Annotated in this window: 12 protein-coding genes; 2 read left to right on the forward strand and 10 right to left on the reverse strand. The window is 56.4% G+C overall.

What is annotated here, in order from left to right; translation table 11 throughout:
* Positions 1-148 precede the first annotated feature (148 nt).
* From mnmG to VNZ65_RS05745, 9 genes are all read right to left on the reverse strand, one after another.
* On the reverse strand, positions 149-2,074 hold the full coding sequence (mnmG, locus tag VNZ65_RS05705; RefSeq protein ID WP_325666942.1) for a tRNA uridine-5-carboxymethylaminomethyl(34) synthesis enzyme MnmG: 1,926 nt from the start codon (positions 2,072-2,074) through the stop codon (positions 149-151).
* 191 nt (positions 2,075-2,265) lie between these two features.
* Positions 2,266-3,039, reverse strand: coding sequence for a sulfite exporter TauE/SafE family protein (locus tag VNZ65_RS05710; protein ID WP_325666944.1), 774 nt, complete (start codon positions 3,037-3,039; stop codon positions 2,266-2,268).
* 308 nt (positions 3,040-3,347) lie between these two features.
* Entirely contained in the window at positions 3,348-4,328 is a 981-nt protein-coding gene (locus VNZ65_RS05715; RefSeq protein WP_325667020.1) for a branched-chain amino acid ABC transporter permease, read from the reverse strand.
* 17 nt (positions 4,329-4,345) lie between these two features.
* Positions 4,346-5,230 (reverse strand): branched-chain amino acid ABC transporter permease, encoded by an 885-nt coding sequence (locus VNZ65_RS05720; protein ID WP_325666946.1) that lies wholly within the window; start codon positions 5,228-5,230, stop codon positions 4,346-4,348.
* A 135-nt stretch (positions 5,231-5,365) separates the two neighbouring features.
* Positions 5,366-6,574 (reverse strand): ABC transporter substrate-binding protein, encoded by a 1,209-nt coding sequence (locus tag VNZ65_RS05725; protein WP_325667022.1) that lies wholly within the window; start codon positions 6,572-6,574, stop codon positions 5,366-5,368.
* Between the two features lie 90 nt (positions 6,575-6,664).
* A complete protein-coding gene (locus VNZ65_RS05730) occupies positions 6,665-7,420 on the reverse strand; it encodes an ABC transporter ATP-binding protein (RefSeq protein WP_325666948.1) in 756 nt (251 codons plus the stop codon).
* Complete coding sequence (locus VNZ65_RS05735; RefSeq protein ID WP_325666950.1) at positions 7,420-8,190, reverse strand: ABC transporter ATP-binding protein; 771 nt, start codon at positions 8,188-8,190, stop codon at positions 7,420-7,422. Before VNZ65_RS05735 ends, VNZ65_RS05730 begins: the two co-directional genes overlap by 1 nt.
* A 201-nt stretch (positions 8,191-8,391) precedes the next feature.
* Complete coding sequence (locus VNZ65_RS05740; protein WP_325666952.1) at positions 8,392-10,017, reverse strand: GMC family oxidoreductase; 1,626 nt, start codon at positions 10,015-10,017, stop codon at positions 8,392-8,394.
* Between the two features lie 149 nt (positions 10,018-10,166).
* Positions 10,167-11,693, reverse strand: coding sequence for a CoA-acylating methylmalonate-semialdehyde dehydrogenase (locus tag VNZ65_RS05745; RefSeq protein WP_325666954.1), 1,527 nt, complete (start codon positions 11,691-11,693; stop codon positions 10,167-10,169).
* Positions 11,694-11,844: 151 nt separating this feature from the next.
* On the opposite strand from VNZ65_RS05745, the gene VNZ65_RS05750 reads away from it, so the two are divergent.
* Both VNZ65_RS05750 and VNZ65_RS05755 read left to right on the forward strand, forming a co-directional pair.
* Positions 11,845-12,732, forward strand: coding sequence for a LysR family transcriptional regulator (locus VNZ65_RS05750; protein WP_325666956.1), 888 nt, complete (start codon positions 11,845-11,847; stop codon positions 12,730-12,732).
* An 845-nt stretch (positions 12,733-13,577) separates the two neighbouring features.
* The gene (locus tag VNZ65_RS05755; RefSeq protein WP_325666958.1) at positions 13,578-14,879 is read left to right on the forward strand and encodes an aspartate carbamoyltransferase; all 1,302 of its coding nucleotides are present in this window, start codon (positions 13,578-13,580) and stop codon (positions 14,877-14,879) included.
* A 144-nt stretch (positions 14,880-15,023) separates the two neighbouring features.
* Here VNZ65_RS05755 and VNZ65_RS05760 read toward each other — a convergent pair whose 3' ends face one another.
* Positions 15,024-17,051 carry an AsmA family protein gene (locus VNZ65_RS05760; RefSeq protein WP_325666960.1) on the reverse strand — a complete coding sequence of 676 codons (2,028 nt, stop codon included), beginning with the start codon at positions 17,049-17,051 and terminating at the stop codon, positions 15,024-15,026.
* Positions 17,052-17,266 lie beyond the last annotated feature (215 nt).

Genomic DNA, 17,266 nt, shown 5'->3' on the forward strand with positions numbered 1-17,266 from the left:
CTGCTGATCCAGCGTAATGCCTAATGTTTGTGCACCCTGCTGCAGGCTCGCTTCCAGCGACGCGGTCTGCGTTGAACTCATGCTGCCACTCCTTGATTATCCCGGCAATTACCTGGGCGGTCGTTGTTTTTCATGCAATGCGCTTTTTCTAGGCCGCCTGGTCATCCGCATTCAGGCGCTTCATGCCGCCCTTTTTCAGATGCACCAGCAGCAGCGACAAGGCCGCCGGCGTGACGCCTGAAATGCGCGAAGCCTGGCCGAAGGTTTCCGGCCGGTGCAGGTTCAGCTTCTGCCGCACTTCGATCGACAGGGCCTGCACTTCCATATAGTCGAGATCGGCCGGCAGCTTGAGGTTTTCATTGTGCTCGTGACGCTCGACTTCGCGCGCCTGGCGGTCGATATAGCCGGCGTACTTGACCTGGATCTCGACCTGTTCCTTGACGCTGTCATCCTGCACGCCCGGACCGCCGAGTTCCTGGCCATCGACGCCCTTCAGCGTCATTAATTGTTCATAAGTAACATTTGGCCGGCGCAGCAGATCGACCAATGCATATTCGCGCTCCATCGGCTTGCCCAGCAAGCGCTCGGCTTCCGCAGCGGCGACGATGCGCGGATTCACCCACGTGGAACGCAGGCGCTCCATCTCGACCGCAACCGCTTCGCGCTTCTTTTCAAACTGAGCCCACTGGACATCGCCGACGCAGCCAAGCTGGCGGCCGATTTCCGTCAGACGCAGGTCGGCATTGTCTTCACGCAAACTCAAGCGGTATTCGGCGCGGCTGGTGAACATGCGATACGGCTCCTGCACCCCTTGGGTGATGAGGTCGTCGACCAGCACGCCGAGATAGGCTTCATCGCGGCGCGGTGTCCAGGCATCGCGCTCTTGTGTCTGCAAGGCGGCGTTCAGGCCAGCCAGCATGCCTTGCGCAGCGGCTTCTTCGTAACCGGTAGTGCCGTTGATCTGGCCGGCAAAGTACAAGCCCTGGATCTGCTTGGTTTCCAGCGAAGCCTTCAAGCCGCGCGGATCGAAGTAGTCGTATTCGATGGCGTAGCCGGGGCGCAGGATATGCGCATTCTCCAGCCCGCGCATCGAGTGCACCAGCGCCAGCTGGACGTCGAACGGCAGGCTTGTCGAAATACCATTAGGGTAAAACTCATTGGTGGTCAGGCCTTCCGGCTCGAGGAAGATCTGATGCGAATCCTTGCTGGCGAAACGATGGATCTTGTCCTCGATCGATGGGCAGTAGCGCGGCCCCACTCCTTCGATAACACCGGTGTACATCGGGCTGCGGTCGAGGCCGGCGCGGATGATATCGTGCGTTTGCTGGTTGGTATGGGTAATCCAGCATGGCAGTTGCTGCGGGTGCATGGCGGCGTTGCCCATGACGGAAAATACCGGTACTGGATCAAGATCGCCAGGCTGCGGTTCCATCACGGAAAAATCGATGGTGCGACCGTCGATGCGCGGCGGCGTGCCGGTCTTGAGGCGCCCTTGCGGCAGCTTCAATTCCTTCAGGCGCGCCGACAGCGAAATCGCCGGAGGGTCGCCGGCACGTCCGGCCGAATAGTTATTCAGGCCGACGTGGATCTTCCCATCCAGGAAAGTACCTGCCGTCAGCACCACTGCCCGGCTGCGAAACTGGATGCCGACCTGGGTGACGGCGCCGACGACACGGTCGCCTTCCACCAGCAAATCATCTACCGCCTGCTGGAACAACCACAGGTTTTCCTGGTTTTCCAGGCGTGAGCGGATGGCTTGCTTGTACAGGATGCGGTCGGCTTGCGCCCGCGTCGCCCGCACTGCCGGGCCTTTGGAGGAATTCAGGATACGGAACTGGATACCCGCTTCATCGGTGGCGATGGCCATCGCGCCGCCCATGGCATCGACCTCCTTCACAAGATGGCCCTTGCCTATCCCACCAATCGACGGGTTGCACGACATCTGGCCGAGTGTCTCGATATTGTGTGTCAACAATAGCGTTTTTTGGCCCATGCGGGCGGACGCCAGCGCGGCTTCGGTGCCGGCGTGACCGCCGCCAACAACGATTACATCAAAATGTGTAGGAAAAAGCATAGTGCGCCTCTTGGAGACGATGAATAATGGTAAGCAGAGGGGTGATTATAAAGCATGCAGCCCTGCCATACATTCGTATGCCGGACATACAACAGATGTTTCACGTGGAACATATGAATATTGTGCGGTAAAAACAAAAGCGGCGATTGTTTCACGTGGAACAATCGCCGCTTTGTTAGAAATTCTCAGCCTTATTTTAGGAAGGCATCGTAGCCAGTTTTTAGAATCAACACCGATACCACGAATAAGAACAACTTCCTGACAAAACCACTTCCGTGTTTCAGCGCCAATCTGGTGCCCACCAAAGAACCGCCGACATTACAGATAGCCATAACCAATCCAAGCTGCCAGATGATATGCCCGCTATATCCAAACCACAGCAAGGCCGCCAGGTTAGTCGCAACATTGATAACCTTGGATACAGCCGACGCCGCCAGGAAATCGAAACCGAAAAACCGCACAAATAGGAAAATCAGGAAGCTACCTGTACCAGGGCCGAAAACACCGTCATAAAATCCGATGCCGCCGCCAATCAGCATCGCCAACAGCTTCTCTTTGGAACCTGTATGCAGCGGTGCGTGAATACTGCCGAAATCTTTCTTCTTCACCGTGTAGACGGCAACAGCCAACAAGATAAAGGGCAAAGACTTGCGGATCGCTTCGGTCGGGATGTGGGTAACGGTATAGGCACCAAGGAAGGCAAACAGGAAAGCCGCCCCGGCCGCAGGCAACGCAGAGTTCCAGGCTATCTTTACCCGTCGTGCAAAATTTACCGCCGCGGCGCCAGTGCCGAAGATACCCGCCAGTTTATTGGTGCCAAAAATAGTGGCGGGTGCGCCATTGGGCAGCATCGCGAACAGAGCGGGGATCTGGATCAGTCCCCCTCCTCCGACCACCGCATCAATCAAACCGGCAAGGAAACTGGCAAGCGCCAGAATGAGAAAATCAGGGAATAACTCAGGCATGGATGTACAGATAAAAAATTGGAAGGCTGTCAGCCAAAGGGGCGCTGGCTCAGGAAGGAAATAAAACAGGCAATTCTACTTCCGGCATGTGGCATTGGCTTAGCTTCCGGCTATGTTATTTCGTCATAGCTACCCAAGTAATTCCGTCATCTGGCATGGAGCGCTAAGTTCAAATAGGCAACATATCGTGTGTGCCGTTATCTGCCTATTATTTAAGCAATCAAACCTAGTGCTTGCCTAAAGAAAAAGCCCGTACATAACTTCTCATGTACGGGCTTTTCGCCAGCGGCAAACTGCGCAATAAAGAATCAACTGCTGCCAGAAGACCAGCGCTTGTTTAATGCGGCGGAAATCTCGCCGACGATCCCGCGCCGGAATGCCAGCACGCACACGATGAAGATGAAGCCAGTGACGATCGTCACCGATTCGCCCAGGCCGCTGAACCATTCGATATGCGTCACTCCTGCCAGCCAGTTGCCGATATCGCCCAGCTTGTTTTCCAGCATGATAATGATCAACGCACCGACAATCGGCCCGATGATGGTGCCGAGGCCGCCCACCAGCGTCATCAACACCACCAGTCCGGACATGGTCCAGTGCACATCGGTCAGCGTTTCAAAGCCCAGCACCAGGGTCTTGGTAGAACCGGCCAGGCCCGACAGCGCCGCCGACAGCACGAAGGCCAGCAGCTTGTAGCGGTTGACGTCGTAGCCCAGGGAAATCGCGCGCGGCTCGTTTTCCTTGATCGCTTTCAGCACCTGGCCGAAAGGAGAATTGACGGTACGCACGATCAGGGCAAAGCCAGCCACGGCGATCGCCAGCACCACGTAGTACAAGGTGAAGTCGTTGCCAAGGTCGATAAAGCCCAGCAGGCGGCCGCGCGGCACGCCTTGCAAGCCATCCTCGCCGCCGGTGAAGGGCATCTGCAGACAGACGAAATACAGCATCTGCGCCAGCGCCAGCGTGATCATGGTGAAGTAGATCCCCTGCCGCCGGATCGCCAGGCTGCCCATCACCAGGCCGATCAGCGCACCGGCAGCGGTGCCGGCCAGCAGTCCAACTTCGGTCGGCAAGCCCAAGGTCTGCAAGGCATAGCCGGCGACATAACCGGCGCCGCCAAAGAACGCAGCATGTCCAAACGACAACAGTCCGGTAAAGCCGATCAGCAGATTGAATGCGCAGGCGAACAGCGCAAAGCAGATGATCTTCATCAGGAATACTGGATAGACACCGAACGGCGCCGCCAGCGCGGCGGCCAGCAGCAGGCCGTAACCGATTTTCTTATTCATCATGACTGCTCCGTCTCTTATTTCTCTTTACCGAACAGGCCGGCTGGCCGGATCATCAATACGATCGCCATCACGATAAACACCACCGTGGCCGACGCTTCCGGATAGAACACCCGGGTCAGTCCCTCAATCACGCCGAGCGCCAGGCCGGTGACGATGGAACCCATGATGGAACCCATGCCGCCGATCACCACAACCGCGAAGACGACGATAATCAGGTTGGAACCCATCAGTGGCGAGACCTGGATCACCGGCGCCGCCAGCACCCCGGCAAAGGCCGCCAAAGCGACGCCGAAGCCGTAGGTCAGCGTCACCATCAGCGGCACGTTGATGCCGAACGCTTCCACCAGCTTCGGATTCTCGGTACCGGCGCGCAGGTAAGCGCCGAGCTTGGTCTTCTCGATCACGAACCAAGTGGCGAAACACACCGTCAATGAGGCCAGGACCACCCAGGCGCGATAATTCGGCAGCACCATGAAGCCGAGGTCGGTGGCGCCGCTCAAAGCGTCAGGCACCGAATACGGCTGCCCGGAGACGCCGTAGAACGAGCGGAAGATGCCTTCCACCATCAAGGTGATGCCGAAGGTCAGCAGCAAGCCGTACAGATGGTCCAGCTTGTACAGCCAGCGCAGCATGGTCTTTTCGATGACAATGCCGAACAGCCCCACCAGCAGCGGCGCCAGGGCCAGCATCACCCAGTAGTTGAGGTTGAAATAGGTCAGCCCGATCCAGGCCAGGAAAGCGCCCATCATGTACAGCGCGCCGTGCGCGAAGTTGATCACGTTGAGCAGGCCGAAGATCACCGCCAGGCCGAGCGACAGCATGGCATAAAAAGAGCCGTTGACCAGTCCCAGCAACAGCTGGCTCATCAAGGCTTGCAAGGGAATGCCGAAAATTTCCATGGCAATATCATCTAAAAATCACTCGTGCGAGTGAAGAACAATCAAACAGCGCAAAGGCGCGCGGATCTCCTAAGAGACCCACGCGCGCCCAGAACTGGCCAGGCCAGGCATAACGCTCAGAGAATCAGCGCGCCATCACTTCCACAACGCGCACTTGCTCTCGGCCTTGGGCGTGAATGCCTGCTCGCCCGGGATGGTTTCGATCTTGTTCAGATAGTCCCAAGGATATTTGGAATCGGCCGGCGCCTTGACCTGGTACAGCATCATGTCGTGCACCACGCGGCCGTCAGGGCGCAGATACGCATTCTTCGCATACATGTCGTTGAACTTGCTCTTGCGCAGCTGCGCCATCACCTTGTCGCCATCGTCAGTGCCGATGGCTTTAACCGCTGTCAGGTACTGCATCGCCGCCGAGTAATCGCCAGCCTGCAGGCTGGAAGGTTCCTTCTTCATCTTTTCAAAATAGCGCTTGGCCCAGGCACGCGATTCCGCATTCTGGTCCCAGTACCAGCTGTCGGTCAGGTACATGCCCTGCGTCTGCTTCAAGGTCAGCGAATGGATATCGTTGATGAACACCAGCAGGCCAGCCAGCTTGGCGTTCTTGGTGACGCCGAATTCATTGGCCGCCTTGACCGCATTGATCAGGTCGCCGCCGGCGTTGGCCAGGCCGATGATCTGCGCCTTGGACGATTGCGCCTGCAGCATGAAGGAAGAAAAATCAGAAGCGTTGAGCGGATGCTTGACCGAGCCCAGCACCGTGCCGCCGGACGACTTCACTACCGCGGTGGTGTCTTTTTCGAGCGAAGCGCCGAAAGCATAGTCGGCAGTGATGAAGTACCAGCTCTTGCCGCCCTGCTTCACCACCTGCGAACCGGTGCCATGCGCCAGCGCGTAGGTATCGTAGGCATAGTGCACAGTATACGGCGTGCATTCTTCATTGGTCAGGCGGGTGCTGCCGGCGCCGATTTCAAAGAACGGCTTTTTCTTTTCCGCCGCGATCTTGGCCATCGCCAGCGCCGTGCCGGAGTTGGTGCCGCCGATCAGCATGTCCAGCCCTTGCTGGTCGAACCACTCGCGCGCCTTGCTCGACGCGATATCCGCCTTGTTCTGATGATCCGCCACGATCAGTTCGATCTTCTTGCCGTTGATGCTGCCGCCCATGTCAGCGATCGCCATCTTGATTGCTTCCGCGCCGCCGGGGCCGTCGATATCGGAATAGACGCTCGACATGTCGGTGATGAAGCCGATCTTGATCACATCGCCCGAAACCTGCGCCGACGCCGGCAGTGCTGCGCCGAAAGCGATTGTGCTGCCCACCGCAACTGCCAAGGTCTTCAATTTGATATTCATTGTCTTCTCCATTTTTAAACCACCCGTGTTCCTTTAGCGCGCTGCCGCGCAATCAAGGACGCTCCCTAACGTCAACCTGCAGACCTACACACCTAGCAAAGCATTCAGTACCGGCATCTTCTCTTCCAGCTGCGACGACGCAAACGACTCGACGATCTGGCCATGTTCCATCACGTAAAAGCGGTCTGCCAGCGGCGCGGCAAAACGGAAGTTCTGCTCCACCATCACGATCGTATAACCCTTCGCTTTCAGGGTCGTGATCATGCGCGCCAGCGTCTGCACGATCACCGGCGCCAGGCCTTCGGAAATCTCGTCCAGCAGCAGCAAGCGCGCGCCTGTGCGCAAGATGCGCGCGACCGCCAGCATCTGCTGCTCGCCGCCGGAAAGCCGCGTGCCCTGGCTGTTCCTGCGCTCTTTCAGATTGGGAAACATGTCGTAGATTTCTTCCACCGACATGCCCTTTTCCGTGGTCGACAAGGACGGCGGCAACAGCAGGTTTTCTTCAGTCGACAGGGACGAAAAAATGCCCCGCTCTTCGGGGCAATAGCCAACGCCATGGTGGGCGATCTTGTAAGTCGGCAGCGCGATGGTTTCGACGCCGCCGATCTTGATCGAGCCCTTGCGCGTCCCGGTCAGGCCCATGATCGCGCGCATGGTGGTGGTGCGGCCAGCGCCGTTGCGCCCCAGCAGCGTCACCACTTCGCCCTTGTGCACACTCAGGTTGACGTTGTGCAGGATGTGCGATTCGCCATACCAGGCTTGCAGGTTTTCAATGCTGAGTGCAATCGTGCCCTGGGCAGATGCTGCGGCTGCGGGCGACGAGGAATGAACAGCGGCCATCAATGCGCTCCCACCAGTGCTTCGGCGCTGGTGCCCATATAGGCCTCCATCACCAACGTATTCTTCGATACTTCTTCGTAGCGGCCCTCAGCCAGCATGGCGCCGCGCTGCAGTACGCTGATCTTGTCGCAGATGCCGGATACCACATTCATGTTGTGCTCCACCATCAGGATGGTGCGGCCGACAGACACCTTCTTGATCAGCGCCGTGACACGATCGACGTCTTCATGGCCCATGCCCTGGGTCGGTTCGTCCAGCAGCATCAGCTCCGGCTCCATGCCGAGCGTGGTGGCGATTTCCAATGCCCGCTTGCGGCCGTAAGGCAGGTCGACAGTGAGGGTATCGGCGAACTCGGTCAGGTCGACTTCCGCCAGCAGCTCCATGGCGCGCTGGTTCAGCTGCGCCAGCGACTTGCCGCTTTTCCAGAAATGATAGGAGGTACCAAGCTTGCGCTGCAGGCCGATACGGACGTTCTCCATCACGCTCAGGTGCGGAAACACTGCAGATATCTGGAAGGAACGGATAATGCCCTGGCGCGCGATCTGGGCCGGCGCATCGGGCGTAATGTCGCGGCCGTTGAAGAGAATCTGGCCGGTGGTCGGAATCAGGAATTTGGTCAGCAGATTGAAGCAAGTCGTCTTGCCGGCGCCGTTAGGGCCGATCAGGGCATGGATATGGCCACGCTCCACCTGCAGGTTGACGGCATTGACGGCCGTAAACCCCCTGAACTCCTTCGTCAGGTTTTTTGTCTCCAAGATGATGTCGGTCATCTGGTCTCCCATTGATGTTGCTTTATTCGGAACATCCCGCGCCGATAGATGATATGGCATCCACCTTATCAGCCTTATATTTTTTTACGGATACTACCGGTGCCACTCTGACGGGGCAATACGTAGAAATACTATACAAAAACTGAGCTGAAAATCAGCTATGTCTTACAAAATAATTTAAAACACACAATATGCGGCCAATTAAGGGCTGCTTTCCATGATGAACTTCGCCGCCATCTCTGCAATCATCAAGGTGGGCGAATTGGTGTTGCCGGAAGTAATGGTAGGCATCACGGAAGCGTCCACCACGCGCAAGCCCGCCACGCCCTTGAGCCGCAACTTGCTGTCGACCACCGCCAGCGGATCGTCCGGCCGTCCCATCTTGCAGGTCCCCACTGGATGAAAGATGGTGGTGCCGACTTCGCCCGCCGCCTTGATCAAGTCGTCTTCAGTCCGGTACTGCAAGCCAGGCTTGAATTCTTCCGGCGCAAAGGGCCGCAAAGCCGGCGCCGCGGCGATTTTACGGGTCAGCAGTACCGAAGCCGCGGCAACCTTACGATCTTCTTCGGTAGCCAGGTAATTCAGCGTGATCTTGGGCGCAGTTTCCGCATTGCCGGAGGCAATCCGCACATGGCCGCGCGAACTCGGCCGCAGGTTGCAGACACTGGCGGTGAAAGCCGGAAAATCGTGCAAGGGATCGCCGAATTTTTCCAGCGACAGGGGTTGCACGTGATACTCCAGATTGGCGCTAGCTTGTGTCGCATCCGACTTCGCGAAAGCGCCCAGCTGCGAGGGCGCCATCGACATCGGACCGCTCTGCGTCAGCAGATATTGCATGCCGATCCTGGCCTTGCCCAGCCAACTGCTGCTCATCGTATTCAAGGTCTGTACGCCATTGACCTTGAACGCCATGCGGATCTGCAAATGGTCTTGCAGATTTTCGCCGACGCCAGGCGCATCCAGCATGACAGGGATCTGATATTGCTGCAGCAAAGCGGCCGGCCCGATGCCGGACATCTGCAAGATCTGCGGCGAGCCGACCGCGCCGGCGCTGAGCAGGGTTTCGCGGCTGGCTTCCGCAGTCCACTGCTTGCCGCCGCCGGAAAATTCCACGCCTTTGCAGACCAGCCCCTGCTCGCCGCGCTCAAGCAGCAGGCGCTGCACCTGGCAGCCGGTCATGATTTCCAAATTGCCGCGACGGGTCGCCGTACGCAAAAAAGCCTTGGATGCATTCCAGCGGATGCCGCGCTTCTGGTTGACGTCGAAATAGCCGCAGCCTTCGTTATCGCCACGGTTGAAATCATCGGTTTTAGGAATGCCCGTTTCGGCCGCAGCATCGCGGAATGCGTCCAGTATTTTCCATGACAGCCGCTGCTTCTCAACTCGCCATTCGCCGCCGGCACCGTGGAATTCACTGGCGCCGTTGTAGTGATCTTCGCTCTTCTTGAACAGCGGCAGTACATGCTCCCAGCGCCACGATTCATCGCCGCTCAGCTGCGCCCATTGCTCGTAATCGCGGGCCTGTCCGCGCATGTAGATCATGCCGTTGATAGAGGAACTGCCGCCCAGCACTTTCCCGCGCGGATACAGCAGGCTACGGCCATTCAGGCCGGCATCGGGCTCCGTGCGATACAGCCAGTCGGTACGCGGATTATTGATGCAATACAGATAGCCGACCGGAATATGGATCCAGATGTAATCGTCTTTTGCGCCCGCTTCAATCAGCAGCACCTTGCGCGAACTATCTTGTGTCAAACGATTCGCCAGCACGCAGCCGGCGGTTCCCGCGCCGATGATGATGTAATCGTATTTGCCTGCTGATTCCATGCGTCTCTTTCTATTTTCAGATCGCTGAAAAAATCTGTTCCGAGAATGCCAGCATGGCTGCAAGCGGCGTAAAAAATTCACCGCTTGCAGCCACAAAATAAACAATAATATTATTTACACCAAAAAACTTACTTTATTATTTATACCATTTATTTTGCCACTGGCATGGTGAATTCCGCCCCCTTTGAAATCGTCTGCGGCCAACGCTGCATGATCGATTTGTAGCGCGTATAAAAGCGCAATCCTTCTTCGCCATAGGCATGCGCATCGCCAAACAAAGAGCGCTTCCAGCCGCCAAAAGAATGCCATGCCATCGGCACTGGAATCGGCACGTTGACGCCCACCATGCCGACCTCGACGCGGCGTGAAAATTCGCGCGCGGTATTGCCGTCGGAGGTAAACAAGGACACGCCGTTGCCGAATTCATGGGCGTTGATCAGGTTCACGGCGGCAGCGAAATCGGGCACGCGCACGATGCACAAAACCGGTCCGAAAATTTCTTCCTGATAGATCTTCATCTCAGTCGTCACCTGGTCGAACAGGGATCCGCCGAGGAAGAAGCCGTTTTCCAATCCAGCCACTTTCAAGCCGCGGCCATCGACCAGCAACTTGGCGCCGGCAGCAACGCCACCCTCTATATATCCTTCGATTTTTTCCTTGTGCGCGGCAGTCACCACCGGTCCCATTTCGGCATCGGCTTCCATGCCGTTCTTGATCTTCAAAGCCTTCACCCGTGGTATCAATGCTTCGATCAATTTGTCAGCGACATTGCCCACCGCGACTGCCACCGAAATCGCCATGCAGCGTTCGCCGGCAGAGCCGTAAGCCGCACCCATCAAGGCATCCACGGCCTGGTCGAGATCCGCATCCGGCATCACCACCAGGTGGTTCTTGGCGCCGCCCAGCGCCTGCACCCGCAAGGGATACGCGCCCTTGCGCTTGGCGCCTTCCTGGTAGATATATTCTGCAATCGGCGTCGAGCCGACAAACGACACTGCCTTCACTTCCGGGTGCTGCAGCAAGGTGTCGACCGCCAGCTTGTCGCCCTGCACCACATTGAAGACGCCATCCGGCAAGCCGGCTTTCTTGAACAGCTCAGCCATCATCAGCGACGGCGACGGATCGCGTTCCGACGGCTTCAGAATAAAGGTATTGCCGGCCGCGATCGCCATCGGCGCCATCCACAGCGGCACCATCACTGGAAAATTGAAAGGCGTGATGCCGACCGTCACACCGAGCGGCTGGCGCAGGTTCCAGTTATCGATGCCGCCGCCGATATTGTCGGTAAATTGCGTCTTCAGCAGCTGCGGAATGCCGCAGGCGAATTCGACAATTTCCAGGCCGCGCGTGACTTCTCCCCTGGCGTCGGACAGCACTTTGCCATGTTCGCGCGTAATCGCCGCCGCCAGCGCCTCGTGATTTTGCTCCATCAACTCCTTGAACTTGAACATCACCCGCGCACGCTTCAGCGGCGCAGTCTCTGCCCAGGCCGGCGCTGCTGCTGCTGCTGCCGCAACCGCAGCATTGACTTCTTCGACGCTGCCCAGCACGACTTTGGCGGCAACCGCGCCGGTCGCAGGATTGAACACATCTTGCTGGCGGCCGCTGGACGATTCCGTCACCTTGCCGTTGATGTAATGCTGGATCAAAGGGGTGGCGCTTGATGAGGTAGTCATAAGGATTCCTTTTATTGAGTCTGGGTTGAATTCGATCTGTATTATTTTTTGCCCAGAATATCGTGTGGCATGCCAACAATCCAATGAGTTATGATCAATAACATTATAAGAAATGCTAATAATGAAACCTTCATGATGAAAATTTAAGCACATGGACCTCATCCAACTTCGCGCCTTTGTCACGGTCGCCCGTGAAGGCAATCTGACGCGTGCAGCCGAATTGCTACATGTCACCCAGCCCGCCGTCAGCTTGCAAATCAAATCCCTGCAGAGCAGCTTGAACCTGCAGTTATTCAACCGCATCCCCAGCGGCATGGCGTTGACCGACGAAGGCATCAAGTTACTGCCTTTTGCCGAACGCGCCATTGCCATCATGTCGGAGCTGCGCCAGCAAGCGGCAAGTTTGCATCCAGGTAATTCAAAAACATTGAGTGGAAAACTCGCGATCGGCACCATCCTCGATCCGGAATTCACTCGCCTCGGCGCCTTTCTGCGGCGCCTGGTGGAAAGTTATCCACAGCTTTCTACACAGTTGCAGCACAGTATGTCAGGCGATGTTTTACAGCAAATCAAGTCCGGCCATCTCGATGTCGGCTACTACCTCGGTACGCCGAACAAGAGTTTTCACCGGCTCACACTGACACAATTTACTTACTGCGTGCTTGCACCGTCGGGCTGGAAAAACCGGGTTTCCGGAAAAGATTGGCCGGCATTGGCAAAATTGCCCTGGATCTGGACGCCGCCGGAATCCGCACATCATCGTTTACTGAGCAAAACGTTTGCACAATATAAAGTGACGCCGAATAAAGTTGCCCTGGTAGACCAGGAACCATCGATGCTGGATCTGGTGAAATCGGGCGTCGGACTTTCTCTTGTCAGAGAATCAATTGCTTTACGAGAAGCGCATGCGCATGGCCTGGTTATTTCCGATACGGTCAATTTATCCACCGAATTGTCGTTCATCACACTGGAAAAACGTAAAGACGAACCGGTAATTGCAGCTGTATTTGCCATATTGGAAACAATTTGGAGAAACTGACATTCCGAAAGCTGGTTTTAAGGGGGTTAAATCCCCCTTTTTCAGGTTTCACTGCTCTTTGTGTTTACATTTATAGGTTTATATATATGAATAGTAGTAGTAGTTAACGCCCTGCTTTTCTGTGGATAACTATGAATTTGACTATTCATTCAAGCACTTACGACTTGGATAAGCGCTGAGTAAACCTTGTATCTGAAAAGAACATTTCTTGGATAAAAATGGGGTTGTAGATAACTGCTTTGCTTATGCACATTAGATTCCTGTAGTTATCCAAAGACTTATCCACAGTTGGAAATTTTCATTCTTTCTTTATCTACCTTCCGTGTAGATTATTTTCAGCTTTTTCCTCAATTGCAATTCTTGAAAAAAGAGATTTTTTGAGAAAAATTGCCTTTTTTACTTCGTTTTTGATTTTGTTTTTTTAAGGCAACTTCAAAAGAAAAGGCTTTTTGGTTTTGTATTTAAAGATTTATATATAAAAATAGTAATAGTAGTTAACACCCTGCTTTTCTGTGGATAACGACAAATTTGACTATTCATTCAGGCACTTACGAACTGGATAACAGCTTGGTAATCGGTGTATCCCGGCAGAATAATTCTTGGATAAAAAAACAGTTGTGGAAAACTATCTCTGATATCCACAATTCAAAAACAGGATATCCACAGCCTTATCCACAAAACCGCGAAAATTCGTGAATTTCGCTATTTTTTTTTGCAACGCAAAGCTATTTTTTTGGAAATTTCATTCGCTGCTTAAATGCTAGGCAGCGCCAATGCAAGAAAAATTTCTAGACAAGCTGAATCGAAAGCATTAATGTACGCAAAGCGTATATTTGGAGAAGCGAATGCTCGATCAGCAGACTTTTTTGCGCGACGCCATGCGTCGTCTGAACCTTACCCGGGAAAACTTTTCGGACCGGATCGGCATCCGAAAACGCGCATTGGATACCTGGTTGTTGCCGGAAACATCTGGTGAATACAGGGTCATGCCGGATATCGTGACAAAATTTGTCACTGAAATTCTTGGCGGCAGCGTGGCTACACAAGGGGATACGCAGAGCGTATACGTTCCGGATCCGAACGCACCGTTGCGCTCCCGCATCGGCTATCACGGTAAGCCGCAGCTATTGACGGTCGACCAGTTCTCCCGCGATTCGCTGGAAGAACTGTTCCGCATCGCCGACATCATGCAGCCCATTGCAAGGCGCCAGAAGGTCTCGCGCATCCTCGAGGGTGCCGTACTAGCCAATTTGTTCTTTGAGGCCAGCACGCGCACCCGTATCAGCTTTGGCGCGGCGTTTTGCCGCCTGGGAGGATCGGTTTGCGACACCACCGGGTTTACCTTCTCTTCCATGACCAAGGGCGAATCGATCTACGACACCAGCCGCGTCATCAGCGGTTACGTCGATGCACTGGTGGTGCGGCACCCGGAACAAGGCGCGGTGGATGAATTTGCGCGCGCCACTAACATTCCTGTGATCAATGGCGGCGACGGGCCTGGCGAGCACCCTAGCCAGGCGATTCTCGACCTGTACACCATCCAGCGCGAGTTCTCCCGGCTGGGCAAGCTGATCGACGGCGCCCACATCGTCATGGCCGGCGACCTCAAGTACGGCCGCACCGTACATTCGCTGATCAAGCTGCTGGCCCTGTACCGCAATCTGCGCTTTACCCTGATCGCTCCGGCTGCCTTGGAGATGCCGCCGCATATCCTGGAGCGCATCGCCCGTGCCGGCCATGTAGTGGAACAATCGACTTCTCTGGCGCAAGGCTTGAAGGGGGCGGATATCGTGTACGCCACGCGGATCCAGAAAGAGCGTTTCGGCGACGAGGCCATCGAGGGCTATACTCCGGATTTCCAGATCAACCAGGCCATGATCAACGCCAACTGCGGCGCCGATACCATCGTCATGCACCCGCTGCCGCGCGACGGCCGCCCCGGCGCCAACGATCTCAGCACCGACCTTAATCACGACCCGCGGCTGGCGATTTTCCGCCAGACCGACAATGGCATTCCGGTGAGAATGGCGATCTTCGCCACCTTGCTAGGCGTGGAGAACCAGGTTCAGCATTCGATGCGTGACGTCAGCTGGCGCTCGCCGCATCATGTCGGACCGGATGACGCCGCTTTCGATGGCCTGGATTGAAATCGGGGATAGCTCTGTAGATCTACAGTTCTATACAGATGTAGCTGTAGGGTGGGCACAAGTACCCACGCAGATATGGATGACGTGACGAACCGCGTGGCCAAAACGACTTGCCCACCCTACAGAATCGGCGAAGCGAGCGGACTACTTTGCCTTGCTTTGCTTCAGGATTTTCCCCGGCGGCGGCGCCACCGGTTTTTGTTTCGCCCGCGCAAGTAAAGCAGCGCAATCGTTTTCCTGTGCCGGTGTGATGTTAATCAGGGGCAGCACCGCCGCCACCGGCGCCAGCACACCCAGCGCAATGGCACCGCCGGCCTTCAGCGCCAGTATGCCCTTGTCGACGCCGACGTCCGGATTCTTGAACGTGCCGGAGACGTGCAGCGGCGATCTGAGCGAGAAAATCCGCATGCCCTTGGTTTCCGGCTTGACCGTCAGCGCCAGCGATTCCTGCGCCAGGTTGATCTGACCCTGGACGTTGATGACTGCGTCGTCGGTATCCATCACGAAAGTGCGGGCATCCATCACTCCTTTGGTCACCGCAAAGTCGCTGGCCAGGCAGTTCAGCTTGACCTGCTTGTCGCCGAACAGCTTGGTGATGAGCACGTTGCCGATATTCAGGCCGGCAGCTTCCAGCAGGAATTTGCTGATGGTGCCCTGGTTGATCAGGGTTTTCAATTCGCCATTGGAACTGCCCAGCAGACTGGCGACCGAATTGCCGACCGCCGACAAGGAGGCATCGCCATTGACTTCGCCGAGGCTGGCCTGGGCTGATTCAAAGGTAGGGAACAACTGTTTGATCTTCAGGTGGCGCGCCGAAATTTTCATGTCGGCCTTGATCAACTTGCCGCTGCCGTCCAGCTTGATGTTGGAAATCAGATTGCCGCCGGCGACGCCGAAATTCAAAGGCGTCAGCGACAGCACGCTGTCTTTCAGATGCAGGTCGGCGACCAGGTCCTGGATCGGCAATTCCTTGTCGCGCACGATCTTGCGGCCGGTGAACTTGACGTCGGCGTCGATGCTGCCCCAGCGGCTGGTATCGAACTGTTCCACCGGCAGCACCTTGTTGCTGGGCTGCGCCGCACCGTCGCCGCGATTCGCCTTGCTGGCGTTGGAATCGGCGCCGATCAGCGGCGCCAGGTCTTCCAGCCTGAGCTGGTTGGATAGCAGCGTGCCTTTCAGCAAAGGCCGCGGTTTTTGCGCGACATATTCCAGCGTGCCGGACAAATCGCTGGAGCCGACGCGGCCGCTGAACTTGTCGTAAGTCCAGTCGCCGCCGGCGCTGCTGAGCTTGCCGATCAGCCGCCCTTCGGTGGAAAACGGCGGCGTCGCCGGCAACACGATGCCGGTCAGCGGATACAGGTTGGACATGCTGGCGCCGGACAGTTTCAGGCGCAGGTCGAGCGCAGCCAGGTCACTGGGCTTGGTCAGTGTTCCTTTGACGCCGATCGCGGTCTTGCCGACGCGCACATTGGCTTGCAGCGGATAGGGCGTGCTGCTGTTCTGCAAGGACAGTACGGCGCCTGCCTTGCCGTCGCCGCTGACCGCCGCCTTGTTGAAGCTGCCGCTGACTTTCCAGCCAATGCCGTAGCCTTCCGGACTGGTCGCCGGCAAGCTGTCGATATCCGCTTTGATATCCAGCTTGCTGACTGGATCCAGCAAACGCACGGTGCCTTTGGCCAGCACCAGCTTTTGCAGATCCAGCTGCCAGGCTGACGGTCCGCTTGACTGGAAGGTCCAGTTATTGACGCCGTCCGGCTTGCGTTCCAGCGCCAGCACCGGCGATTCCAGTTCCAGCGACGGCAGCACGATGCGGTGCGCCAGCAAGGGCAAGGGGCTTAGCGAAAACGTCAATTGACCGATTTCCGCCATGTGCGGGCCGGTCTTGGCCCAATCCGGATTATCCAGCACGATGTCCTTCGCGCTCAGGCGTGGCCAAGGCACCCAGCGCCGCCAGCTATCGAGGTCGCTCTGCGATTTTTGCCAGGTCAGCGCCAGGTCGCCGCGAATTGCGAACGGCCGGCCGGCGGCTTCGCTGACACGCTGGTTGAGCCATGGCTTGGCGCGGTTCCAGTCGAAAGTGAGGACCAGTGCCGCTGATATGGCCATCAACAGCGCCAGCACCGCCAGCAACCATAAAAAGACGCGTCCCGGACGAAATTTGGAGGTAGTCATAGCTTTGTGAGGTTGGCATTGTTTAAAGGTTCAATCCGGCAAGTATCCCCGGATCTCGTCATTAATGCTTTAACAAGTGTAAATATTCTGACTGATGTCAGTGTCCGTGTATGTCATCGAGATCCCTTAAGCAGGCGTTAACCGTGAATATGAGAGCAGCTGGTTTGCATAGTGTGAGATATGCAAGAGTTTGTAACCCATTGTAGGCGATGCAA

The organism is Collimonas sp. (assembly GCF_035566555.1).
In the GTDB taxonomy this organism is placed as follows: Bacteria; Pseudomonadota; Gammaproteobacteria; order Burkholderiales; family Burkholderiaceae_D; genus Collimonas.